21 protein-coding genes are annotated in these 24,126 nt (G+C 60.9%); 10 read left to right on the top strand and 11 right to left on the bottom strand.

Annotation, left to right across the window (positions count from 1 at the left end):
• From NKJ77_RS31400 to NKJ77_RS31355, 10 genes are all read right to left on the bottom strand, one after another.
• The coding region (locus NKJ77_RS31400) for a co-chaperone GroES (protein WP_352536294.1) at positions 1 to 227 on the bottom strand (227 nt) is incomplete at its 3' end.
• Positions 228 to 659: 432 nt separating this feature from the next.
• On the bottom strand, positions 660 to 1,643 hold the full coding sequence (gene bioZ / locus NKJ77_RS31395; protein WP_352536293.1) for a 3-oxopimeloyl-[acyl-carrier-protein] synthase BioZ: 984 nt from the start codon (positions 1,641 to 1,643) through the stop codon (positions 660 to 662).
• Positions 1,640 to 2,905: an adenosylmethionine--8-amino-7-oxononanoate transaminase gene (locus NKJ77_RS31390; RefSeq protein WP_352536292.1), complete on the bottom strand. Its 1,266-nt coding sequence runs from the start codon at positions 2,903 to 2,905 to the stop codon at positions 1,640 to 1,642. The genes bioZ and NKJ77_RS31390 overlap by 4 nt, the downstream gene beginning before the upstream one ends.
• Positions 2,905 to 3,540, bottom strand: coding sequence for a dethiobiotin synthase (bioD, locus tag NKJ77_RS31385; RefSeq protein WP_023673640.1), 636 nt, complete (start codon positions 3,538 to 3,540; stop codon positions 2,905 to 2,907). The genes NKJ77_RS31390 and bioD overlap by 1 nt, the downstream gene beginning before the upstream one ends.
• Positions 3,537 to 4,688, bottom strand: a complete 1,152-nt coding sequence (locus NKJ77_RS31380; RefSeq protein ID WP_352536291.1) for an 8-amino-7-oxononanoate synthase — start codon at positions 4,686 to 4,688, stop codon at positions 3,537 to 3,539. The genes bioD and NKJ77_RS31380 overlap by 4 nt, the downstream gene beginning before the upstream one ends.
• A complete protein-coding gene (gene bioB / locus NKJ77_RS31375) occupies positions 4,685 to 5,698 on the bottom strand; it encodes a biotin synthase BioB (RefSeq protein ID WP_031203143.1) in 1,014 nt (337 codons plus the stop codon). Before bioB ends, NKJ77_RS31380 begins: the two co-directional genes overlap by 4 nt.
• A gap of 92 nt (positions 5,699 to 5,790) precedes the next feature.
• A complete protein-coding gene (nadC, locus tag NKJ77_RS31370) occupies positions 5,791 to 6,645 on the bottom strand; it encodes a carboxylating nicotinate-nucleotide diphosphorylase (protein WP_023713016.1) in 855 nt (284 codons plus the stop codon).
• Positions 6,645 to 8,186, bottom strand: coding sequence for an L-aspartate oxidase (locus NKJ77_RS31365; protein ID WP_352536290.1), 1,542 nt, complete (start codon positions 8,184 to 8,186; stop codon positions 6,645 to 6,647). Before NKJ77_RS31365 ends, nadC begins: the two co-directional genes overlap by 1 nt.
• Positions 8,183 to 9,157 (bottom strand): quinolinate synthase NadA, encoded by a 975-nt coding sequence (gene nadA, locus NKJ77_RS31360; protein WP_023724715.1) that lies wholly within the window; start codon positions 9,155 to 9,157, stop codon positions 8,183 to 8,185. The genes NKJ77_RS31365 and nadA overlap by 4 nt, the downstream gene beginning before the upstream one ends.
• Before the next feature lie 67 nt (positions 9,158 to 9,224).
• Complete coding sequence (locus tag NKJ77_RS31355) at positions 9,225 to 10,193, bottom strand: NUDIX hydrolase (RefSeq protein ID WP_023673634.1); 969 nt, start codon at positions 10,191 to 10,193, stop codon at positions 9,225 to 9,227.
• 162 nt (positions 10,194 to 10,355) lie between these two features.
• Between NKJ77_RS31355 and panB the strand changes: the two genes are divergently transcribed.
• From panB to NKJ77_RS31320, 7 genes are all read left to right on the top strand, one after another.
• A complete protein-coding gene (gene panB, locus NKJ77_RS31350) occupies positions 10,356 to 11,216 on the top strand; it encodes a 3-methyl-2-oxobutanoate hydroxymethyltransferase (RefSeq protein WP_023835502.1) in 861 nt (286 codons plus the stop codon).
• Entirely contained in the window at positions 11,213 to 12,076 is an 864-nt protein-coding gene (gene panC / locus NKJ77_RS31345; RefSeq protein WP_352536289.1) for a pantoate--beta-alanine ligase, read from the top strand. Before panB ends, panC begins: the two co-directional genes overlap by 4 nt.
• 93 nt (positions 12,077 to 12,169) lie before the next feature.
• Positions 12,170 to 12,895 (top strand): LuxR family transcriptional regulator, encoded by a 726-nt coding sequence (locus NKJ77_RS31340; protein ID WP_352536288.1) that lies wholly within the window; start codon positions 12,170 to 12,172, stop codon positions 12,893 to 12,895.
• Positions 12,896 to 12,987: 92 nt separating this feature from the next.
• Entirely contained in the window at positions 12,988 to 13,620 is a 633-nt protein-coding gene (locus tag NKJ77_RS31335; RefSeq protein ID WP_023707030.1) for an acyl-homoserine-lactone synthase, read from the top strand.
• Between the two features lie 22 nt (positions 13,621 to 13,642).
• Positions 13,643 to 14,017, top strand: a complete 375-nt coding sequence (locus NKJ77_RS31330; protein ID WP_352461172.1) for a transcriptional regulator domain-containing protein — start codon at positions 13,643 to 13,645, stop codon at positions 14,015 to 14,017.
• A 58-nt stretch (positions 14,018 to 14,075) separates the two neighbouring features.
• Positions 14,076 to 14,486 carry a DUF2285 domain-containing protein gene (locus NKJ77_RS31325; protein WP_023673629.1) on the top strand — a complete coding sequence of 137 codons (411 nt, stop codon included), beginning with the start codon at positions 14,076 to 14,078 and terminating at the stop codon, positions 14,484 to 14,486.
• Positions 14,487 to 14,656: 170 nt separating this feature from the next.
• Positions 14,657 to 15,631 carry a hypothetical protein gene (locus NKJ77_RS31320; RefSeq protein ID WP_023708080.1) on the top strand — a complete coding sequence of 325 codons (975 nt, stop codon included), beginning with the start codon at positions 14,657 to 14,659 and terminating at the stop codon, positions 15,629 to 15,631.
• 537 nt (positions 15,632 to 16,168) lie between these two features.
• Here the strand turns inward: NKJ77_RS31320 and NKJ77_RS31315 are convergent.
• The gene (locus tag NKJ77_RS31315) at positions 16,169 to 16,924 is read right to left on the bottom strand and encodes a Crp/Fnr family transcriptional regulator (RefSeq protein WP_352536287.1); all 756 of its coding nucleotides are present in this window, start codon (positions 16,922 to 16,924) and stop codon (positions 16,169 to 16,171) included.
• Positions 16,925 to 19,393: 2,469 nt separating this feature from the next.
• On the opposite strand from NKJ77_RS31315, the gene bluB reads away from it, so the two are divergent.
• From bluB to NKJ77_RS31300, 3 genes are all read left to right on the top strand, one after another.
• Positions 19,394 to 20,029, top strand: coding sequence for a 5,6-dimethylbenzimidazole synthase (gene bluB / locus NKJ77_RS31310; RefSeq protein WP_023694898.1), 636 nt, complete (start codon positions 19,394 to 19,396; stop codon positions 20,027 to 20,029).
• Positions 20,030 to 20,910: 881 nt separating this feature from the next.
• Positions 20,911 to 22,731, top strand: a complete 1,821-nt coding sequence (glmS, locus tag NKJ77_RS31305; protein ID WP_023707023.1) for a glutamine--fructose-6-phosphate transaminase (isomerizing) — start codon at positions 20,911 to 20,913, stop codon at positions 22,729 to 22,731.
• Between the two features lie 451 nt (positions 22,732 to 23,182).
• Entirely contained in the window at positions 23,183 to 23,437 is a 255-nt protein-coding gene (locus NKJ77_RS31300) for a helix-turn-helix domain-containing protein (protein ID WP_031197535.1), read from the top strand.
• Positions 23,438 to 24,126 lie beyond the last annotated feature (689 nt).

Genomic DNA, 24,126 nt, shown 5'->3' with positions numbered 1-24,126 from the left:
GTGCCCGACCACTTGCCGAACAGGATGCGGTCGCCGGCCTTGACGTCCAGCGGGACCAGCTTGCCGGCTTCGTCGCGAGCGCCGGAGCCGACGGCGATGATCTCGCCTTCCTGCGGCTTTTCCTTCGCCGTATCCGGGATGATGATCCCGCCGGCGGTCTTGGATTCGGATTCGACCCGGCGTACGACCACGCGGTCATGCAGCGGCCGGAAATTCGACTTTGCCATTTTTGGATTTCCTTGGTGCGGATGTTGAACGGTCCTCCGTTGCCGGAGCATGCCTAGCACTCAGCCGAAGCGAGTGCTAACGCGGCAATGAGATAAGCCGCAGGCTCCTGCTAGTCAAGACGGAAGAGCAAAGAGCAAAGAGAAAAGAGAAGACAGCAAAGAGCAGCCAGCAAAGAGCGTGTAAGCATCGAGCCTTTTATGTGAACAATGTCGGGTATCCGACATATATGGGGCGGCTCACCCTTTGTAATTGAGCTTTATTCAGATGGTACGATTGGTGCAACGGGTGTTGCATTTGAACTCATCCAGAGGCTCGCACGGGTCGTGCTGCGTCAGCTTGGTCATGTCGAGCTTCAGAAGGCCATTTTTTGGCATTGGTTCTGTTGCTCCTATTGCCATTCATGACCAATCCTGCGCGCGTGAGCCGGCCGGCTAGATTCCAACCACGAGAGCGCCGCCGCTGAGACCCGCACCCGCCGCCGCCAGAAGGATTTTCTCTCCTGGCTGGAATGGCTTCATCTGGTTGGCGAGCGAGAGCGACAGCGGGACCGTCGCGGCCGAAGAGTTGCCGTATTCGGCAATCGTCTTGACAATTGCTTGGTCCGCAATGCCGAGGTTTCTTCCGACCGCGCCGAAAATCCGAGTATTGGCCTGATGCGGCACAAACCGGCCGACATTGTGTGGCCGCGCTCCCGCAGTGGCTAGCGCGGCTGTCGAGCAATCGGTCATCATCTCGACGGCCTTTGCGAACACTTCGGGCCCGTCGGTCATCGTCATCCGGGTCTGCCCGAGGTCGAGGTCGCCATGGAACGGCGTGTTGCTTCCTCCTGCGGGAATCTGGATCAGCCCGTAGCGCGAGCCGTCCGAAGCCACCGAGGCACCGAGAATGCCCCGATCAGCATCATCGCACTGACCGATCACCAGGGCGCCGGCGGCATCGGCGAACAAGACTGAGCTCGCGCGCTCGGCTGGATTGATGCGGCGGCTGAGGATGTTGGCGGCGATGACCAGCGCTGGTTTGCCATGCAGGCGGGTGAACCCGTCCGCAAACATGAGCGCATAGATGAAGCCGGCGCAGGCGCCGGTCAGATCGACCGCGCCTGCGCGGCCAAGGCCAAGCTTGTGTGCGACCAGCGGCGCGCTTGGCGGCAGAAGATGGTCGGGCGTCGAGGTGGCAAGCAACAGCAGACCGATGTCGTGGCGCGCAATACCGGCGTTCACCAGCGCCATGTCGCCAGCCCGGGTGGCAAGACCCGACAGCGTGTCTTCGTCCGTTGCCCAGAAGCGCGAACGGATTCCGGTACGCCTTTCGATCCAGCCCGGCTCGAGGCCGAGATTGCTCTCGATCTCGGCATTGGCCACCTTGCGCCCAGGCACGTGATGGCCAAGTCCGAGAATGCGCGACGACTTGCTCATGGCCTTGACCCGAAGCGTTCCCCGGCCTCCTCGATGGCGTCATATAGTCGTTCGAGCTCGTCGCCTGCGATGCAATAGGGTGGCAGAAGGTAGAGGACATTGCCGAGCGGGCGCACAAGTAGGCCGCGCTCGAGGAAGAAAGCGCGCAGCTTCGGACCAATCTCGGCGAGATAACCTGCTGAACCGGTTCGCAGGTCGAGCGCCGCGATCGTTCCCGTGGCTCGACAGTCGGCAAAATATGGATTGTCCCGAAAGCGTTGCAGCCCGACGGCCTGCATCACGCTCAAGGCCGTGATCCGCCCGGCCACTGGCTCGTCGCGCCAGATCTCGACATTGGCGAGTGCTGCCGCACAGGCAATCGGATTGGCGGTGTAGGAGCTCGAATGGAAAAACGTCTTCTTCCGGTCCTCGGAATAGTGCGCCCGGAAGATGGCATCGGTGACAAGCGTTACGGCCAGCGGGATGGTGCCGCCGGTCAAGCCTTTGGAGGTGCACAGGATATCTGGAGAAATCGATGCCTGCTCGCAGGCGAACATGGTTCCGGTGCGTCCCCAGCCGGTCATCACCTCGTCGGCGATCAGCAGCGAGCCGGAGGCCTCAGTGATCTTCTTCAATTCGGCCAGAACCGATGCTGGATACATCAGCATGCCGCCGGCGCCCAGCACCAGCGGCTCGACGATCAAGGCTGCGGCTCGTCGATCGCGGGTCACAGCCTCGAAACGATCCAGCGTCTCCTGCTCGTGCCCCGCGGCCGGAAAGGGGATGCTGTCGACCTCGAACAGCAAGGGTTCATAGGCGGCGTTGAACACGCCACGCGCACCGACGCTCATCGTTCCAATCGTGTCACCATGATAGCTGTGCTCCATGACGACGATGCGCGAGCGCGGCGCGCCGATGTTGCGGAAAAAACCGAGCGCCATCTTCAGCGCGACTTCGACTGAGGTCGAGCCACTGTCGGAATAGAACACCCAGTCGAGTCCAGCGGGAGCGAGGCCGACAAGCGCCTTGGCCAAGCGCTCTGCCGGCTCGTGCGTGAAGCCCGCAAAGATAATCTGGTCGAGGCTCGACGCGGTTGTCTCGATTGCCTTCATGATGCGGGGATGGCGGTGGCCATGTGTGACGACCCACCAGGAGGAGATGGCGTCCAGGATGCGGGCGCCGTCGGCCCTGTGGAGATAGGCGCCCTCAGTCAGGACGATTTCTGGGATCGCAGGCTCGAGTGCGTGCTGGGTGAAGGGATGCCACACATGAGACTGCGACATCAGTCACCTCCAGTAATCGAGGCGAAGGCGAAGCCGGCAACCATTGCGTCCCTCAGTGTTTTGCCCGTCAGCACATCGAGGTGCGGCAGCCTGCCGAGCTGCGGGGCACCGCTGAATTCCACGATGGTCCGTTGCGTATCGGCCATCTCATCGCCGATGAAAGCGATGCCCGCCAACGGGATGGAGCGGGCGCGGAGCGCCTCGACCGATAGCAAGGTGTGGTTGATAGTGCCGAGTGTGGTGCGGGCGCACAGAATAACGGGCAGCCGCCATTCAGCGAAGATGTCGATTAACCTTGTGCGCCGGTTGAGCGGCACCATTAGGCCGCCGGAGCCTTCGATGACGAGCGGCGTCGGTAGGACGGGAAAAGCAAGATCGGCAGCCTTGATCGCCACGCCGTCGATCTCGGCCGAACGATGCGGCGACAGCGGGCTCCGCAAGCGGTAGGCTTCCGGCAGCACGCGCTCTGAGGGCAAGCCGGCAAGCCGCGCGACAACCTCGCTGTCGGTCTCGCCGTCGAGGCCCGATTGCACCGGTTTCCAGTAAAAGCCGTCCAGCAAACCGGCGAGCCCAGCCGCAAACACGGTCTTGCCAACTCCGGTATCCGTTCCGGTGATGACGATGCGTTGGGTCATATCGCCTCCGGTGATGTTTCGGCCAACACCTCGACCAGCGCCTCGACCATGGCGGAAATGTCGGCTTCGCCAATATTGAGCGTCAGTGAGATGCGCAGCCGCGACGTGCCCTCGGGCACGGTCGGAGGACGAACGCCGCGTATGTCGAAGCCGCGGGCCTGCAGGCGCGCCGCCACTGCCATGGTGCGCCTTACATCGCCGATTACTAAGGGCTGGATCTGAGAGCCACTTGGTGTCACACCCCAGCGATTGACCAACCGGCCGGCGCTGGCGACGCGTTCATGCAGCTGAACACGCCGCATAGGCTCGTCGGCGAGCATTGCGAGTGCCTCGCGCGCCACGACCGCCATCAGTGGCGATGGCGCGGTTGCGTAGATGAATGCCCGGCAACGGTTGATCAGATATTCGCACAGTGCCCTCGGCCCGGTCACGAGCCCACCGGATGCGCCGAGCGCCTTGCCGCAGGTGTGGAGCGCTATGATGTTGTCGCGGCCCGCGAAAGCGGCGGCAAGTCCCCGGCCGTCCGATCCCCAGACGCCGGTGGCATGCGCCTCATCAATGACGATGAATGCGCCGTGCCGATCGGCAAGCGCGACCAGGCTCTCCAAAGGCGCGCAGTCGCCATCCATGCTGTAAAGGCTTTCTACCGCGATCCAGACGCATCCCATGCCGCCTGCGACGCGCCACCGTGTAATCGCATCCTCGACAGCGGTGGCGTCGTTGTGCGCGGCCAGCACGAACTGCGCGCGCCCGGCCTGCGCACCCTCATGCATGCTGGCATGGACGAGCTCATCGAGGACCAAAAGATCGCCCTTCTGCGGCAGGGCGCTCAGCAGAGCGAAGTTGGCGATGTAGCCGCTGCCGAAGAACAGCGCGCGGTCGGCTCCAAAGAATGCCGCCGCATCTGCCTCGAGCTGCTCGTGTTCCGGTGCATTGCCGCGCAACAGCCGCGACCCGGTGGCGCCAACCGGCGTGCCCCGCGCAATCGCCGCCACAACCGCATCGCCAAGTCTTCTGCACGCGGCCAGCCCGAGATAGTCGTTCGACGAGAAGTCCAGCCCGGCGCGGGGCGAAAGCGTCCGCAGCCGGTCCTTGCGCGCTAGCCCCTGCAAGGTCGCATCATAACGGGCAAGCGGCGCCCCGTTCATTGCGCCTCGAGTTCCATCGGATCGATGCCAAGGCGCCGGAACAGCAGGGTATCCTTGTCCTCACCGGGATTGTCCGCCGTCAGCAGCGTGTCGCCGAAGAAGATCGAGTTGGCGCCGGCAAAAAAGCACAGCGCCTGCATCTCGTCGGTCATCGCGGTGCGGCCGGCGGACAGACGGACATGCGATTTCGGCATCATGATGCGCGCCAGCGCGATCACGCGCACGAATTCGATCGGCTCAATGGGCTTGGCGTCTGCAAGCGGCGTACCGGCGATCGGGATCAGCATGTTGATCGGAACGCTTTGCGGATGTTCCGGCAGATTGGCCAGCGTCACCAGCATGTCGATCCGGTCCACCGGCTCCTCGCCCATGCCGACAATGCCTCCACAGCAGACCTTGATGCCGGATTTGCGAACGTGGTCAAGCGTCTCGAGCCGCTCGGCAAAGCTCCGCGTACCGATGATCTCGCTATAGTAGCGTTCTGACGTATCGATGTTGTGGTTGTAGTAGTCGAGGCCCGCCTGCTTCAGTCGAGCGGCTTGCTCAAGATCGAGCATGCCGAGTGTCATGCAGGTCTCCAGGCCCAGCGCCTTGACGCCTTCGACCATCGCCACCACCGCATCCATGTCGCGCGCCTTGGGGTTTCGCCAGGCCGCGCCCATGCAATAACGGGTGGCGCCGGCATCACGCGCCTTGGTCGCTTCGGCGATGACGCGCCTGACATCCATCAGCTTGGACGCCTCCAACCCGGTTTCGTGACGCGCCGACTGGCTGCAATAGCCACAATCCTCCGGGCATCCTCCGGTCTTGATGCTGAGCAGCCGGCTGAGCTGGACCTTGTTTGGATCGAAATTCTGGCGGTGCACCGTTTGCGCCAGGAAGAGGAGATTGTTGAAGGGGGCATGGTAAAGTGCCTGAGCCTTCTCCAAGGTCCACGCTCCAGGGTCAGGGGGGTCAAGAGATTTGGCCTGTGGCGGTGTCTGCGTTGAACTTGCCGTTTGCATCTCCATGCTGTTCCTCCGGTCTGTCTTGCGGGTCTTTGCTATCTGACTATGATGATCGGAAAGGACAGTTGACCCAATCCTGTTCGTTACTCAGACAATCATGAGCCCCGATGGTCGAGGCCGATATCCAGGATCGGCGCGCTGTGGATGAGTCGGCCGACCGAAATCAGATCAACGCCGGTCGCGGCAACCGCTCGCGCTGTATGCGACGTGATCCCGCCAGAAGCCTCGGTGATAGCGCGGCCACCGACCATTGCGACGGCGCGGCGAAGATCGGGGAGGGACATGTTGTCGAGCAGAACCGCATCGGGAGCGAAGCCAAGTACCTCCTCCAACTGGGCCAAAGTATCGACCTCGACTTCGATCTTGACGAGATGACCGGCCGCTCTTCGTGCTCGCTCGAGCGCTGGCCGGACGCCGCCTGCGATGGCGATGTGGTTGTCCTTGATCAAAATTGCATCGTCCAGGCCGAAGCGGTGATTGGACCCGCCACCTGCGCGCACGGCATACTTTTCGACTGCCCGCAATCCGGGCGTCGTCTTGCGGGTGCAGACGATCTTCGCGCCATATCCACGAACCGCAGCGACGATCGATGCCGTTGCTGTGGCGATGCCGCTCAGATGGCACAAAAAATTGAGTGCCGTCCTTTCGGCTGTGAGAATGGCCCGGGCCGGGCCAACCACTGATGCAATGACCTCTCCATCCACGACATTGCAGCCGTCTGCCCGCTCCACGGAGATTTCGACACCAGGATCAATCAAGCCGAAAGCGAGCATCGCCAGATCAATGCCGGCGACAACTCCGGACTGTCGCGCCACCAACACGGTTCCCGCTTGGCATTCCTTCGGGACGATGGCGTCCGTGGTCAAGTCGCCGGCTCTGCCAAGGTCTTCAAGAAGAGATGCCCGTACAAGCGGCTCAAGCAGGACCGTGGGGAGCGGTGAGAGCATCATCACTTTGCACCTTCGGAGCTTGGCGAGTGTCCGAGTTCCCGCGCAGCCGCCAAGACGGCTTCGAGCGTGATTTCGGACCGTCGGGCGGCAGTCGCATGATGAGGAAAATCTGTCCGGTAATGAGCGCCGCGGCTTTCTTCGCGCAACAAGGCGGCAACAGCAATCATTAGCCCGACAGCCGCCGGATCCGAGACCGCATCCTTGCTTTCGGCGAGCGGCAATAAGGCACGCGCGGCTGCTTTCAACGCTTGACCATCCCGGACGATGCCGAGTGCGCGCGACAGAAAAACGCGCACGGCTATCGGAGCGGGCGGTGGGTAAACGTTCGCAAACGCAGGCCTTGTTCTGCGCGCAGGCGTTCCGGCGACGCTTTCAGCGACCCAGCGGGCGCACACGATTGCCTCCGTCAAGGAATTGCTGGCGAGCCTGTTGGCGCCATGCAGTCCTGTCGAAGCGACTTCGCCGCAGGCCCACAGCCCCTTGACGGAGGTCCTGCCCGAGCTGTCCACGGCAACGCCACCCATGTGGTAGTGTTGGGCCGGACGAATGGGGATGAGATCGCGCGCGGGATTGATGCCCGCTCCAAGGCAGGCTGATGCGATTGTCGGGAAATGTCGAGCGAATGCCGGGCCTGGCCGTTGTCGGGCATCGAGAAAAACATGGTGGCCGTCCGCAAGATGGTTCCACACGGCGCGGGCCAAGACATCGCGAGGCGCAAGTTCCGCCCCGGGCACGCTCTGGAGAAAAGCCTGGCCGGTTTCATCGATCAGGGCAGCACCTTCGCCTCGCACAGCCTCGCTGACCAGCGCCATAGGGCGTTCTGGGCCGTCAAGCGCGGTCGGGTGGAACTGAATGAATTCGAGGTCGGCTAGGACAGCTCCAGCGCGGGCCGCAAGCGCAAGGCCTTGTCCGCAACTGCCCCAAGGGTTCGTGGTGTCGAGAAACAGTCCCCCGATGCCACCGGTGGCGAGAACCACCCGCCGTGAGCCGAAGAAGAAAGGTGCGATCGAACAGCTCGCCCAGACGCCTCGGATCGCATTCTCTCGCACTGCGAGCCGGCGCGCTTCCACGCCCTCCACGACAACTATCGACGGAGTGGAACGCACAGCCGCGATCAGCGCACGCATGATCTCACGCCCGGTGCCGTCCCCATGCGCATGAACGATGCGACGTCGGCTGTGTGCGGCCTCCAATCCGAGGCACAGTGATCCTTCCGGCGTGCGGTCAAAGCGAACCCCAAAGCCCGCAAGCCCCTCTATGGCCTTGGGCGCGGCTTGGAGGATGCGGCTCGCCACGTCTCTGTCGCAGAGACCATCCCCGGCGGCAACCGTATCGGCCAGGTGCATTGCCGGATCGTCGTCTTTGCCGAAACTTGCAGCCAGGCCCCCCTGGGCCCAGGTGCTCGAGTTGTCAGCTCCCAGCAGCGACCTTGACAGAAGAAGCACCGGCTCCGGCGACAGTTGAAGCGCGGTCATCAGTCCGGCGATGCCGCCGCCGATGATGATGGGCCGCCCGAAGAAGCTGCGGAGGTCGGCGCTCAAACTGCCAGCATCCGTTCGACCGCTAGCCGCGCGCGCCCGGCGATCCCGGGTTCGACGGTTACGACATGGTGGTTCTGCTCGAGCGCCGTGCGGATGTTGGCAAGCGTGATCCGCTTCATATGCGGGCACAAATTGCAGGGCCGGATGAACTCGACCTCTGGGTGCGCTAACGCGACGTTGTCGCTCATTGAGCATTCCGTCATCAGCACGACACGTGGCGGCCTTTGCCTTTCGACATAGTCGGACATGGCAGCCGTCGAGCCGGAAAAATCTGCTTCAGCCACGACGTCGGGCGGGCATTCGGGATGGGCGAGCACGACCACGCCGGGATGGCTTTCGCGCAACTCGCGGATGTCGGCCGGTGTAAAGCGCTCATGCACCTCGCAACGCCCTTTCCAGGCGATGATCTGCACATCTGTCTGAGCGGCGATATTCTGGGCCAGATATTCGTCCGGCAACATGATCACCCGGAGAACCCCAAGGGATTCGACGACCGCCTTGGCGTTGCCGGATGTACAGCAGATATCCGACTCGGCCTTCACTTCGGCGGACGTATTTACATAAGTGATGATCGGAACGCCGGGATAACGCTGGCGCATCAAGCGCACGTCTTCTGCCGTGATTGAGTCCGCCAACGAGCAACCGGCGCTGAGATCCGGAATGAGCACGGTCTTGCCCGGATTGAGGAGCTTGGCCGTTTCGGCCATGAAATGGACGCCGGCCAGCACGATGACTTGCGCCTCGACCGTCGCAGCCGTGCGGGCTAGTGCCAAGCTGTCGCCGACGATGTCGGCCACGCAGTGGAAGATCTCGGGCGTCTGATAATTGTGCGCCAGGATGATCGCGTTGCGCTCGCGCTTCAGCGCAAGGATCGCCTCGATATCCTCGGCGAAAGCCGGCCATTCAATCGGCGGGATCACTCGTCGGACGCGCTCGTAGAGCAACGCGGCCCTAGGCAGCATGGCGCCCATCGACCCCCTCCCGCTTATACTCTAACTGAAAATAACCAGCATATACTTGCTGTGAGTATAAGGGATGTCAACCCCGTGCCAGCGGCAATTTTGTCCCGGCGATGAGTCTATCGTCGAGAACGGCGTGGCGGAAACGGAAAAGCTTCGCTGGCCGGCCGCCGGTCTCAGTGGTGGCCTCTCCGGTCTCCTCGACCAGCTCCTGCTGTTCGATCAGTCGGCGAAAGTTCGGCTTGTGGATGAGCCTGCCGGCGAGCGCCTCCACGGTTCGCTGCAGCTGCAAAAGCGTGAAGACCGGCGGCATCAGCTCAAAGACGACTGGGCGGTATTTGATCTTGGAGCGCAGCCGCGCAATGCCGGTCGCCACGATGCGGCGATGATCGGCGACCATGGACTTGCTGGGCACCAGCGGCGGGGGTCCTGCGTCCCGCCCTCTTACGGCCTCTTGGACCAGGCCTGCTTCGTAGACTAACTCATAGCGCTGAAGCGTGAGTTCCTCGTTCCAAAGGCGGTCGTCGAAGCCAAAGGCTATCGTCGCCCGCTGCCAGCGTTCACGTCGCGTGGCCGAATCGCCAACCCCGTTTGCCCATTCGATCAGGCGCGGCCGCAGAACGTCCAGCACGACCGCAGGCGTGCCGGAGCGGTGGTCCTCCCATGGAAAATATTCATACCAACTCTGCCATCCGCACTTGGGCGAGCCCGCTGCCTGTTCCTTGCGCGTCAATGCCAGATAGCTGATGGAGATGACGCGCTGCTGGCGCTCGGCGCCGATGCGATCCCGATCCGCGAACGTGTAGAGTTGCTCAATGTACCCCAGCCGATGGCCGGTTTGCTGCTCGACCCACCCCCTCAAGCCGGATTGCAGCGATCGGTGCTCAAGCGCAAATGGACCGGAGGGCAAGGTGTCCGCCTGGCCGATGGTGAGGACACAGGGTTGACTGCCGTTTACGGCGACCACAAAGGCGATCAAGTCCACTTTGACGTTGTCGGCCTTGCCGGCGGCTCTGTCTTTCCTGAGTCCTATTGCCTGATCGTCCATTATTTGGCCAACTCGGGGGCACCTTAATCGATTTAGTGTAAGCGTGCCAATTGGCACGTCAACACCCCGCAGCTGCATGGCCATTTTTTTGCTCTTCGCACCTGCACAAAAATGTGCCAAAGGCGACAGCCGCAGCTGGTAACGTAGGGGAAGGAGGGTCCCATGAGCGCTTATGGTGACACCAGGGCGATCACTCCGCCGGATATTCGTTCGCGCAAAGGTGGGACGCCGCTCGTCTGCCTTACCGCCTACACCACCCCAGTCGCCCGGCTTGTCGATCCCCATTGTGATGTGGTGCTCGTCGGCGACAGCGTCGGCATGGTTCTCCACGGCCTGCCCTCGACGCTCGGTGTCACGCTGGAGATGATGATCACGCACGGCCAGGCGGTGCGCCGTGGCATCAAGCAGGCGCTGATGGTGGTCGACCTGCCGTTCGGTTCCTACGAGGAAAGCCCAGAGCAGGCTTTCCGCAATGCCGCGCGCGTCATGGCCGAGACCGGCTGCACGGCCGTCAAGCTCGAAGGCGGCGAAGCGATGGCAGAGACGATCGGCTTCCTCGCCGCACGCGGCGTGCCCGTCATGGCCCATGTCGGATTGACGCCGCAGGCCATCAACACCATCGGTGGCTACCGCGTACAGGGCAGGGGCGGGGATGCCGAGCGCATCAGGCGCGATGCAATTGCGGTGAGCGAAGCGGGCGCCTTTGCGGTCGTCCTGGAGAAGGTTCCTGAAGCGCTCGCCCGCCGGATCACCAAGGAGGTGGCGACCCCGACCATTGGCATCGGTGCCTCGGCAGCCTGTGACGGCCAGATTCTCGTCGTCGACGACATGCTGGGCCTCTTCGGCGACTTCCGGCCCAAGTTCGTCAAGCGCTATGCTGAACTCCGGGAGGCGGCTGCGGCTGCGATCGCTTCCTATGCGCGCGAGGTGAAGGAGCGCCAGTTTCCCGCCGCAGAGCACGTGTTTGCCGATGCGCCCAAGCCCGCCGACACGGACGCCACCAAGAGCGGAGAAGCAGCGTGAGCGTGCCGATCGTCAGGAGCGTTGACCAGCTTCGCGAAAGCGTCGCCGCATGGCGCTGCGAAGGTGTGAGGATAGCCCTGGTGCCAACGATGGGCGTCCTGCATGAGGGCCATCTCAGCCTGGTGCGCGCTGCACTCGAGAAGGCAGACCGTGTGATAGTGACGCTCTTCGTCAACCCGAAGCAATTCAACAGCCAGGCCGATCTTGCCGCGTATCCCCGCACCGAGGACGAGGATGCCGCCAAACTGGCACCGGTTGGCGCGCACCTGCTTTATGCGCCAGATGCAGAGGAGATGTATCCGGCGGGCTTCGCCACCACCGTTTCGGTTTGCGGTGTCAGCGAAGGCCTGTGCGGTACATTCCGGCCGGGGCATTTCGACGGCGTGGCGACCGTCGTCGCCAAGCTCTTCCTGCAGACCAGCGCTGACTTCGGCTTCTTTGGCGAAAAGGACTTTCAGCAAATTCACCTGGTCAGGCGCATGGCCCGGGATCTGGATATTCCAATCACCATTGTTGCCTGTCCGACAGTCCGTGAAGCCGACGGTCTTGCGTTATCATCGCGCAATGTGCGGCTCTCGCCAGCGGAACGCGCTGTTGCTCCCAAGCTATCATCGGTCCTGCTCAAGACGGCTGAGCGGCTTGAGCGCGGCTCACCCATCCTGCCAACGCTTGCAGAATCTCGCGCAGCAATTCTGGCTGCAGGCTATCGCGAGGTCGAATACCTGGAACTTCGCGATGAGGCAGATCTGCACCCGATAACAAGCCTCGATCGACCGGCACGGTTGCTTGCCGCCGCCTGGCTCGGCGGCACACGGCTCATAGACAACGTCAGACTATTTCGGATTGGTTCAACACATTAGCCACGTTCTCGGCACGCGCCGTATTCGTCCGGGATCATCTAAAACAAGGTCTCTGCCTAGCATTGAGCGTTACGGAGGTTACGCACAGGACACATGCATCGCGTGTTTGAGAACTTCGTCGAGCAACTGTCTGCAAGTGTTGATGCTGCCGATCTCTGTGAGGCAATGGCCTCCGCTGCAGCCGGCTTCGACTTCCCGCTATTCGCCTATTTCACCTACCCGTCAGCCTGCGGCGACGCCCCCCAATTGATTTCAAACTATCCTTCATCCTGGACGTCACGTTATCTGCAACAGCGGTACCACAGTCTCGATCCGGTCATCCTGCGCGGGCTGCAAGGCTGGGATACATTCGATTGGGGTGTGGATCGCGCTCGGCACGGTCTGCCGAATTCGCAGCAACAAATTCTAGAGAGTGCGGCTGAGTTTGGCATCTGCGGCGGCCTGACGATGTCCATGCATGATCATCTCGGCCGGTTTGCTGCCCTGACCTTTGCTTCCGACGAGTCCCGTCCGCCTCTGTTGCGGTCACTGGCACGTTACGAAAAAGCATTGCAGCTGGTGGCCATCAACTTTCATATCCATGTCCGGCGAAGGCTCGCCGATCATCGCGTGGTGGATGGTGTAACGCTCACCCCGCGGGAGTTCGAGTGTCTGAAATGGGCGGCGCGCGGCAAGTCGGCTTGGGATACTAGCCAGCTTCTCGGCGTCTCAAAGCGCACCGTGACCTTTCATCTGGAAAACGCCAAGGCAAAGTTTGGCGTTCGAACGATCAACCAAGCCGTTGCACGAATGGCTGCCTCCGGCCTGACGAGATCCTGATTCTCAGCCACGATACCTGTAAACCTCTACAGGCTGCATCGCTGTCAGCTTTGCCCTTCGATGGCGGGAACACATCCCACATGGAGGCGACCATGATGCAACTGATAGCACCAGACTTTTACAGTGATTTTGCAGGCGAGCTCAAAGAGATGCACGGGCTCAGGTTTCGGGTGTTCAAGGAAAGGCTCGATTGGGAAGTTGATACCGAAGACCAGATGGAATCCGATCCGTTTGATGCTCTCAAGCCTGTCTATCTGCTCCTCAAAGGATCCGACTGGCGAATTCGCGGTTGCGTGCGTCTTTTGCCCAGCACCGGACCCACAATGTTGCGCGACACCTTCCCGGTGCTGCTGGGTGCTGACGTCGTGCCCTCGACCACCGACATATGGGAGAGCAGTCGTTTCGCGCTCGATCTTCCTCCGTCGGCGCCCAAGGCAGCGGGCGGGCTGGCCCAGGCGACCTACGAGCTCTTCGCGGGCATGATCGAGTTCGGCTTGGCCAAGGATCTGACCCGGATCGTAACGGTGACGGACACGCGCATGGAGCGGATCCTCCGCCTTGCTACGTGGCCATTGTCGCGCATCGGAGAACCCAAGTGCGTCGGCAAAACGGAGGCGGTGGCTGGGTTTCTCGAGATTTCCCACGCGAGCCTTTTGCGCATCCGCAGCAGGGGACGTCTGAGCGGACCGGTACTGTGGCAACCGGTTCTAGGCCCGTCAGCATAGCGCCATTGTGGACACCTGTGCCATGAAGGATGCTGGTTTGCCCAAGGAAGCGACGGTCGGCCTTGTATGCTGGCCGGACTGGCGTCGCCAGGACGCTTACCACTACGCCAGACGATTGCCACGCACTGGCTGGGCCTGGGAGTTTCTTCGGCGCAATCCACAATTCCAGCGCGACCACGCTAAAATGGCACCGTCCGCCTGCTTTGTCGGAACCCAGGCCGACATGAAGATAATCGAGTTGACGACAGAATCAGCTTTCCTAAGACAATGGAGCCTCCTTTTTCGCGGACGCGCCACAGTCGGACGCTACATCGGCGAGGGTCTTTTGGGATCCGCGCGATTGCGCCTGTATTCTACGAGCGGCCGCGGAGCCGCTGGGGCTCGACCACGATTTTGAACCGCTTCACCTTTCTTCGCTCTCATGCTGCAAGGACATCCTGCTGACAGCTGCGGGCATGCAGCACGTGCTGCTGAGGGAGAACTGCCGGAGTCTGCAGATCGCCGTTTCCGGTGCGTCCGTCCTCCGCCCGTTGCGGCTATATGTCGACGCGATCCTTCAGCCGCAGCACCTCAAGTTCCATGTCGCTGCCCTTCAGTTCCTGAACGACATCAATGATTGCCGCCGCGTGTCAGCTGCTTGCTTTCCGCCGGAACACCGCGGAGCGCGTCTGCGTATTGTACTGCAGGCTTTGGATGGCTCGCTGGCGGGAGCATCTCATCAGGAGGTCGCCATTGCCTTGTTCGGGAGACGCCGTGTCGAAGAAGATTGGCGTCATCCAGGCGGGCATCTTCGCGATCAGGTACGTCGCGCCATCCAACGCGGCCGCTACCTGATGGGCGGCGGCTACAGACAGTTCCTGAGGTAATTGGAGTGGTTGCGATTGTCTTATACGAACGCGCAACCTCCATTTTCTCACTGCAATGGTGCGTTGCACAAAACGTGGCAAGCGCCTAGTTCTTCCGCGGCGAATCGGGTTTCGGCGAAACACCGGGACCCAACTTCGTCGATAAGTGCATTCATGACCTGAGGACCCCGATGACCGTTATGAACTCCGACAAAGCCGGCGCTGCAAGCCTTGAGACAATCGCGCGAAACGGCAGCATGCTGCGTCGCATAGCCGTACGCATTCCGACCTACCTGTCGGATATTCGCGAGAACCCGGCGTGGCTGCCCATGTTCATGTTGGCGCGCACCATGCCGGCACGGAGAATGCACTGGCGTGGTGCAAAGCCGGTCCGAAGGCCGCAAAGAGCCCAGGACACTATGTTTGCCGGTGTCAATTGCCACGACGTTGTCGACGCGCTGCGGATGGATGGGCTTTTTCCCGGCCTTGTCCTGCCTGCAATGGTGGCTGAAGATGTAGCCGCATTCGCCAGGTGCACACCTTGTTTCGGCAATTTCGATCGCCGACTCGAGTTCATGCCGGCGGAGCATGCGGAGGCTGAGGCGCGATTTGGCCGTCCGTTGCTCAGCGGCCATTATTTCGAGCGCATTCTGGGCTGTAAGTCGGCCGTTGCCATCCAAAACGATCCGCTGCTCATGGATATAGCGGCGCACTATCTCGGCGGCCAGGCGACGCTGATCACGACGCGCGTCTGGTGGAGCTTCCCGACCGGCCAGGCGTCGGACGCGGACAAGAACCTGGCTTCGCTCGGCAAATACCACTTCGACCTGGACGACTGGCGGATGCTGAAGTTCTTTTTCTATCTGGTGCCCGTCGACGAGGGGACCGGCCCGCATATCTATGTTCGCGGCAGCCATGATCGCCGCGCCCTCAAGCACCAATTTACGCTTGTCGTCGGCCATCCAGCGCAAGAGATTCTGGACGTCTACGGCAAGCAGAGTCCGGTCACGCTGACCGGCAAGGCCGGTTTCGGTTTCGTCGAGGATCCGTTCGGGTTCCATATGGGCACCGTGCCGTCGCACAGGCCACGGCTGATGATGGAAGTTGGCTTCGGCGTTTCTCCTCCATCGCGCCGCCGCTTCCATGGCGAGCCTGTGATCCGCTGATTTCGAAAAGTCCCGAAACAGCCTTCCCGTTGTGAGGGAAGATAAGGCTATGCCGCCAATCGATCTGTTCCGGGCCAAAAGCGGTTGTCTGCACATGCCCTGAACTTGGCTGGTGCAATGAGTCTCGCCATTGCTCCAGCCAGCGCATCAGTGCCTGTTTAATCGAGGTTAGATGGCAGTGCGCCCAAGAGATCCTCCTCGATATCGCCTGCCGCGCGAAGCCTCAGATGCTCTTCGAAAACCTCCTTTACGGACCAAGTCGTCTCGGGTCTCCTTTGAGTGGCCGGAAGGTGGTGCACAGCCGTATCGTGCTTCGGGATCCTGAACGAAGGCGAGGGGCGGTTTGTTCCTCGCGGGGCGCATGCAGCGGTGCCGGCATGACAGCTTCGTCTTGGATCCCGATGCTCGGCAACGTCGGCGGTGAAGGCTCTGTCTAGGCGGCTTACGTGACTCCAATGCAGGAGATCGACCATCTCCTGTCGAGCACATTCGTTGGCGATCACCGTCGCGGCGCTACGGACGCCGCGGCGCCTGCGATCAATGGGGTTTGCCGACTAGCCGAGCGTATTCGGCTTCAGCCCTGCCATATGACCCATCTGCCAGCGCAATTAGACGCGCGCGATCAAGAATGACTACCTCTCCTCGCATTGAGCGTATCAGACCTTGGCCCTCCAAGGTTTGCAGCGCTATGGTGACGCCGGGCCGCCTGACACCGAGCATAACTGATAAGAACTCGTGCGTAATCGCAAAGCTGTTCCCGTCGACGCGATCATCACACATCACCAGCCATCTTGAGAGCCTGTCGACTATGTTCATCCGGGCATTGCTGAGCGCGGTGAAGCTTGCCTGGAGGTGAAAGTAGTGAACGTAGCGGAGCAGAAAGGTTCGCAAGGTTGGGCTTGTCAGAAGCGCCTTGGTGAAGAGGCCCGCGTCGATAACAAAGGCTCGGGCTTCTAATTGGACGTAACAATCGTGCGTTGACCGGTCATCGCCCATGACGAGCGCTGAGCCGGTCATGCCCTCACAACCAATGATTCCGATCTCAGCTTCGATACCAGGCCGCAGCTCGCCCACCACTGACCCGAGACCGCTCTCGAAGAAGTACACGGTGCTGATTGGTGACCCCGCCACTTCGAGATGCGTCTTCAGCCCAAGGGAGACGCTTTCGAAATGAGGTTGCAGCAATGCCAAATCTGCCGAGCACATTCGTAGCAGCAGCGAATTGCGATAGATCGAATTTTGGCCGGTGTCGCGTTGCGCGGCAGTGTGAGTTTGTGAACTGGAGTCTGTCATAGCTCCCTCTCCCTATTGGGGCGGAAGCATGTTGATCGCTCACAGCCGACGGACGCCCTTAGAGTTGCCGTCGATGGCACACTGTATGCCTGCCGACCGCGGATGTCCCATTTTTTAATCAATTACGTTAATCGGCCCGAGCCAAGCTTTGGCGCACCCGCTCTAACGCGGCATTCAGATGCTCCAGAAATTCGTCATCGCTTTTGGTCGCCAAGCCGACTTGTCGAGCGCGAGTTACAATGCGCTCCTGGAGTGAAACCGCTGTCTCATAGTGGTCCACGATCATCTGAAATGAAGCGCTCATTGGGGCGGATTGAAAGGGCTGTGCCATAGCACAACCCTAGCTCCACGAGGATGAGAGTTCCATGCCGGCCGCCGCTTGGGTAACAATCGTACAATATACCCAAGACTGACCGTGCTCTTTGGTTATCCTCCCAGAAATCCGGTAGCCTTGCGTGGCGCAGCTTCTCTTCGCTCTTCGACCTCCTGACCCGGCCGACCAGTCCCGGCTTCAGCCATTCCGCCTTGTACTTCTTATGCTCCTTCGGGACCGGGACGCCGACCTCGCCCTGCACACGATCCCACAGCGTTTGCCTTTTGTCGGCCTTGACGGCTAACATCGCCCGCCCTTGTAGGACCGCTTTCAGCCATGATCACCTCGGGGGGCTGAACGAAGCGCGTGGTTGTCGACTCTGTCGGTCGTCGCAGACGCTTACGGAGGCCTCACCGCAGAGGGAGATGCGCACTCCGGCTCGACGACGGCTGTCGAAAATCAGACTGATGTGGATGCACTACCATCGATCGGCACTAAGATTCTCGACCTCGGCAATAAGCTCCTCTGTACAGCAAGCGACCTTCCTGCCTCGCAATATCAAAAGTCAAACCCCGCCGCAGATGCATATGCCTGGCAGCACGCGTCGGTCTTTGGCCGCGCATCTGCCAAACCGAAATCAAGTAGCCCGCCATCGCGCGACCCTCAACGCGATCTTGATCATTGCAGTGGGGCAATAACTTATCTCTTTGGAGCTTGGTGGTGATATATAGGCGCCCAAGCCAGCGCTAATATTGCATGGAGCTAAAATGCCCGCTAAGATTTCTTGGGTGTTGGCTGGCGGGTGTTTGATGCGGTTTCATCGTCTAGGCGCGGTCGCTCTGGGTCTGGCGTCCTTCATCAGCAGCGCTCATGGCCAAGAATCCTGCGACCCTAACTACACAGGCGCCTGTGTTCCAATCGCCAGCGATGTCGACTGTTCCTCCGGAAAGGGCAATGGTCCCGCATACGTACACGGGCCGGTCTCTGTCGTGGGCACCGATATCTATGATCTTGACCGAGACGGCGACGGAATAGGTTGCGAAAACGGCTAGAGGAAGCAAGTCGCCCTCCAACTTCATGACGGCACCAGCCCATCCGCTGTTGATGGTAACGGTCACCTCCGAGTTGAGGGTGAGCAACGTTCCCAGCCATTTGCATCAAATATTAGGGCCTCGTAAATGCGACTTATGGCGACTCTGCGGTACGACGGTCGAACACCTTCCACGTCTCAACCGTCTCCTGCCTTACGTTTTGTCAATTGGTAGCTGATTGTAGAATGTGCCAGTAACTGGGATGCTCATCTCGTTCCACATGCGCGAGCCCTGATGCGCGTCAGTTATTTTTACTCTCCGGTCACGATTGAGACCACTGGCCCGGGCGATGTTCCCCGAGAAGAACAAAGAGGTAGATGGTGCCGGCATGGTCCCACCAATGCTCTCCCCTTGTGAACGGCATCCAAATTTTTCGGCGGGCTTGAACAGCGGCCACCTTTGGCGGCTGTCGAGGGCTGATGATAGATTCCATTCCAGCTCTTTCTAATGTGTCGTCCGAACAGTGAACGAAAGTAGAACATATAGTTCAAGCGCGAATCGACTGTGAGAGGGATGAGCTCCAATTTGGGTCATGCCTGACGCTGGTGGAAGACGAAATTGCGGTGGCGACTGGAAGCTCAGCGATGCACCAAATGAAACTGGGCAGCTGGTGCTGTCCGCTGCGGCGCTATGACGACAGACGATGGTATCTGCCGAATGACCTGGGGAATCTTCGGGGACGTCGAGGCCGACGTGGTCGGAAGCAAACTGAGTTGCAGGCGGTGCGGCAGGAACGACCATATGCAAGCTGAGACGCCTGTCGCCGTCTCCGCGTTCCAGGCCGACGTTCTCTGCATTCCGAGGCCTGGTGAGCGATACGGGTGCGCCTGAGTGTCAATGGCGCATTTAGCAACGGCCTGGTACACGATTCACCGCGGTGCGAGCTGATCGAAACTGGCTTGGTCGATTGCATCGTAATAGCGCCGCCCACCAGGAAAGATTTTTCTATCGTTTGCGGTTGGGGTCGCATGACGCGATTGTCGGACGCAACAAGCCAGCTTGGCAATAGGCAGAGGCTGTCCACACTGTACTCCCTAATGCCAATCCATACCTAACGAGACCGCCATGCCGTCACCTCCAGATTTCACCGACGATTTTCGCTCCGAGCTGATCACGCTGCTGCGCTGGCGCAGGGATGTGCGGCGCTTCGAGCCGACGGCTCTGCCAGAGGGTACGCTGGAACGCCTGCTCGAGCTCGCCAGCATTGCGCCCTCCGTTGGCCTCAGCCAGCCCTGGCGCTTCGTAGTAGTCGAGAGCCTCAAGCGGCGCACTGCCGTGAGAGACTGCTTCGAGCGCTGCAATGCCGAGGCGCTCACGCGCTTTTCGGGAGAGCGCGCCGCACTCTATGCCCGGCTGAAGCTTGCCGGGCTCGACGAGGCGCCCTGTCAATTCGCGGTCTTCGCCGACCGCACGACCCGACAAGGCCATGGGCTCGGTCGCATGACCATGGCGGCGACCATCGACTATTCGGCCGTCATGGCAGTGCACACACTGTGGGTGGCGGCGCGGGCGGAGGGCATCGGCATGGGCTGGGTGTCGATCCTCGATGCGACCGAGATGGCCGAAATTCTCGACACGCCGCCCGAATGGACGCTGATCGGCTATTTCTGCCTCGGCTATGCCAGCGAGGAGCACGACATGCCGACCTTGGAACGCGAATGCTGGGAACATCGGCGGCCGCCGGTGGTGATCAGGCGATAGTGGGGCTGCTCATCATTCGCCTCTTCCCTGGCGATGAGCTTGACGCAGATCGGGTCGCCCTTCGCCACATTGCCATTCCGACCGAAGCCGAGGTTCGTGTTCTTGCAAAGGCCAGGAAAGAGCAGCATGACAAGCGCGACCGCAGCGAAGATGGCGCTTGCGACAACCGGGCTGAAGCCGGGCATGGAGGTGGTCGACCTCTGTTGCGGGGCGGCTGTGCCGATCGCCACGATCACCCGCCATGTCGTCGCACTACGCCGACCAGCTGGAGGCCGCGCAGCGCCGGCTGACCGGCGCCGGCGCGACCAATTGCGAATTCGTCGCCGGCTACGCGCTACGAACTCGCTACTCTGGTGTCACGCCCCGTGAGTCTTCACGGCCAACGCCTTCGACGGCGTCCCGGACCGACCGCGGCTGGCACGTGCCGTGCGCGAGGCGCTCGCCCCCGGCGGACATTTGTTATCGTCAACTGACACCGGCAGCCGCGCGAGACGACGACGGTCCTGAAGCGAACTCAGGCTGTCGCCAAGACAGACCATCGCCGATGCCCAAGTCGGCGGCACCATGCTCCTAGATGCCGACGGCCTGACAAGGGGCCGCAGGCCCGTCGTCCGTCCACTGTCCAAGGCCTCCTGGCCTTTCCGAGGCCGTGATCCTGCCGCGGGTGTGAGTTTGCGATCCTCATAAGAGCGTCAGGCGCGAATAGAAGTTTGGGTCGTGGCTCCACAGTGGCCGACCTATCCATCGGGTGGATGGTAGTTATCACAACAATCAATTTTACCAATATTATGGAATTCTACTACAAGGCCGCCACTTAAAGCGGCCGGACGGGTATCCGTCTCGCGTGGGCTGGTGCTGCCCGCAAAGATGCGGAGACGAACATGTGCGGGATTGTTGGCATCGTTGGGCAACAGCCGGTGTCGGATCGGTTGATCGGCGCGTTGAAGGGTTTGGAATATCGCGGCTATGATTCCGCCGGCGTTGCGACGATCATCGAGGGTGCCTTGCACCGCCGGCGCGCCGAGGGCAAGCTCGTCAACCTCGAGAGGCGACTGAAGGAAGAGCCGCTGAGCGGCAACGTCGGCATCGGCCACACGCGTTGGGCAACCCACGGGGCCTCGACCGAACGCAATGCGCACCCGCACTTTAGCGACGGTGTCGCCGTAGTCCATAACGGCATCATCGAGAACTTCACCGAGCTGAAGGACGAATTGGCGGCGGATGGCGCCGAGTTCCAGACCGACACCGACACCGAGGTCGTTGGGCATCTCTTGGCAAGATACCGCCGAGAGGGCATGAGGCCGCAAGAGGCCACGCGTGCCATGCTGAAACGCGTCAAGGGCGCCTATGCGCTTGCCATCCTCTTCGAAGATGAACCGTCGACCATCACGGCGGCGCGCAACGGGCCACCGCTCGCGATCGGTCACGGCGACGGCGAGATGTTCCTGGGCTCCGACGCGATCGCCCTTGCTCCCTTCACCAATGAAATTACCTATCTCATCGACGGCGACTGGGCCGTTGTCGGCAATTCGGGCGCCCATATCTTCGATGTCGACGGCCGTCCCGTCGAGCGTCCGCTCCATATCTCCACGGCCGCGGCCGATCTGGCCAACAAGGGCAACCATCGCCACTTCATGGAGAAGGAGATTTACGAGCAGCCCGAGGTCATCGCCCATGCTCTCCGTCATTACATTAACATCATAGACAGTCGCGACATGGTTCCTGGCATTGATTTCGCCAAGGTCCCGAGCTTGGCGATCTCTGCCTGCGGAACCGCCTATTTCGCCGGACTGATCGGAAAATACTGGTTCGAGCGCTATGCGCGCCTGACGGTTGAAATCGACGTTGCGTCCGAATTCCGCTACCGCGAGATCCCGTTGCCGCCGCAGTCGGCAGCTCTTTTCATCTCGCAGTCCGGCGAAACCGCCGATACGCTTGCGTCATTGAGGTACTGCAAGGAGCGTGGGCTGAAAATTGGCGCTATCGTCAATGCCTGCGAATCGACCATCGCTCGCGAGGCCGATACGGTTTTCCCGATCCTTGCCGGACCGGAGATCGGCGTCGCCTCTACCAAGGCTTTTACCTGCCAGCTTGCCGTTCTAGCAGCACTCGCCATCGGCGCCGCCAGAGCCCGCGGGACGGTCCCCGAAGACGAGCTGCAGGAGCTCGTCAGGAGCCTCGCCGAATTGCCGCGCGTGATGGGCCACGTACTCGAGAGCATCCAGCCGGAAATCGAGTTCTTGTCGCGCGAACTGTCAAAGTGTCGTGACGTCCTGTATCTCGGCCGTGGCACCAGTTTCCCGCTAGCGATGGAAGGTGCGCTGAAGCTCAAGGAGATTTCCTACATCCATGCCGAGGGCTATGCAGCGGGTGAATTGAAGCACGGGCCGATCGCCTTGATAGACGAGAACATGCCGGTGATCGTCATCGCGCCCCATGACCGTCTTTTCGACAAGACCGTTTCCAACATGCAGGAAGTGGCTGCCCGTGGAGGGCGGATTATCCTCATCACCGATGAAAAAGGGGCAGCCGTATCGAAACTCGAAACCATGCACACGCTCGTGCTGCCGGTTGTCGACGAGATTATCGCGCCAATGATCTTCTCGCTCCCGATACAGCTTCTAGCCTACCACACGGCGCTCTTCATGGGGACGGATGTAGACCAGCCGCGCAATCTCGCAAAATCGGTCACGGTCGAATGATTGTGAACCTGTACAGGTGGCGATGCGCCTCCAGGAAAGCGGTACCCCTTGTCTGGATCCGAAGCCCGGATGAAACCAGATGACCATTGTTTGCTGCAATTGCGAAACTCGGTAGCGGTTACGAGCGGGTCTTTCGCTGCCTCGCCGGTGGAGATTGCCGAAGGAAGCAGTGTCCGTGCCGAAAGTTCGAGTTGCTGTTCAAGAAAGCCATCGGCGAGAATGGTCCACGAAGGATCGCAGGTCGCATGCGCTACGCCGACCAGGCTCTCAGCACGGGCAGTCTTGATACTTGATCAGAAGCAGGTGAGCCGCCATATTCCGGCCCGGCCAATTCAGCGGCCCATCCCATGCATGAGGCCGGTTCGGCCGAATGGACGACCATTTTTTTTATTTGCTAGGTGTGCGCCTCGGGAGGAATCTCCGAGGGAGCTCCCAGTTCTTGGAGATGTTTATGAAGGATTCGCGCATTCCCGAACCAGTCTTGACGGCTATGTCCCAGGGAACCCACATCGTCCGCGCTTATCGCGAGCACCTTGGATATTCGATCGACGACCTGGCCGTCGCGTGCGGGCTGGCCGCTGAGGAAATCCAAAACATCGAGCGAGGTCTGAGGTACAGCAAGGGCTATCGGGATCGGATAGCGAAATCGCTTTCCATACCTGTGGGAATTCTTGAGTCGGAGTTGGACATTTCGGACGCCGCCTGAACAGATCGGATATGATCTGCAATGGGTGGACTAGCTGTTGTGATGTGAAGCTTGCGGCTGATGTCGACGCTTGATTCGATTGATGCGATGCCTTCTGGCGCAGCTCACCGAACAACAAAGCGATATAGCCGCCCGGAGTGCTACGAAACGTGCACGACGGCATCGGCTCGCGACGAAGGACTAACGGCGAACTCTTCCTAGTTCGGCAAGGCGATGCTGGCTTGAGCATCAACTCGGCCTACGAGAGTGGCTACTCCTAGGCTGAATCGTCCACCATGGCGAAGTCGCGCCGCTCTGAAAGTAACATGGCGGGCATCCTGACGTTTCCGGGTTGACTATGGGCGTTCGAACCAGGAAAAGGGGCCGCTCTTCGTGAGTGGCGTGGGCCGGCAGTCTGACCCCCAAGCCCCCCGCCCAGGCTGCCGGCGCGCTTCTAGAAAGATCGAAGTAGGGACTCGCTTGCGCTCTGCCCGCTGACACCTTGTGGTTCCTCCCGCGGGTCCAGCGGACCACCTTGGGTGTCGCCAGTTCTGGTGGTCACGCGCCTCCATTTGCGATCTCGAGTCAGTGAGTGCACCGCAAGCACCCTCTCTGCCAGCCTGAAAAATTCATGGGGGTTGGTGGATGTGGCGCAAGCCCGTTGAAATGACGTAGGATTTGGTTGCTTAAGCCGATCCGAAATTTCCCGG

It is taken from the genome of Mesorhizobium sp. M0052 (assembly GCF_040323255.1).
In the GTDB taxonomy this organism is placed as follows: Bacteria; Pseudomonadota; Alphaproteobacteria; order Rhizobiales; family Rhizobiaceae; genus Mesorhizobium.
This window is presented reverse-complemented; position numbering and strand designations above follow the sequence as displayed.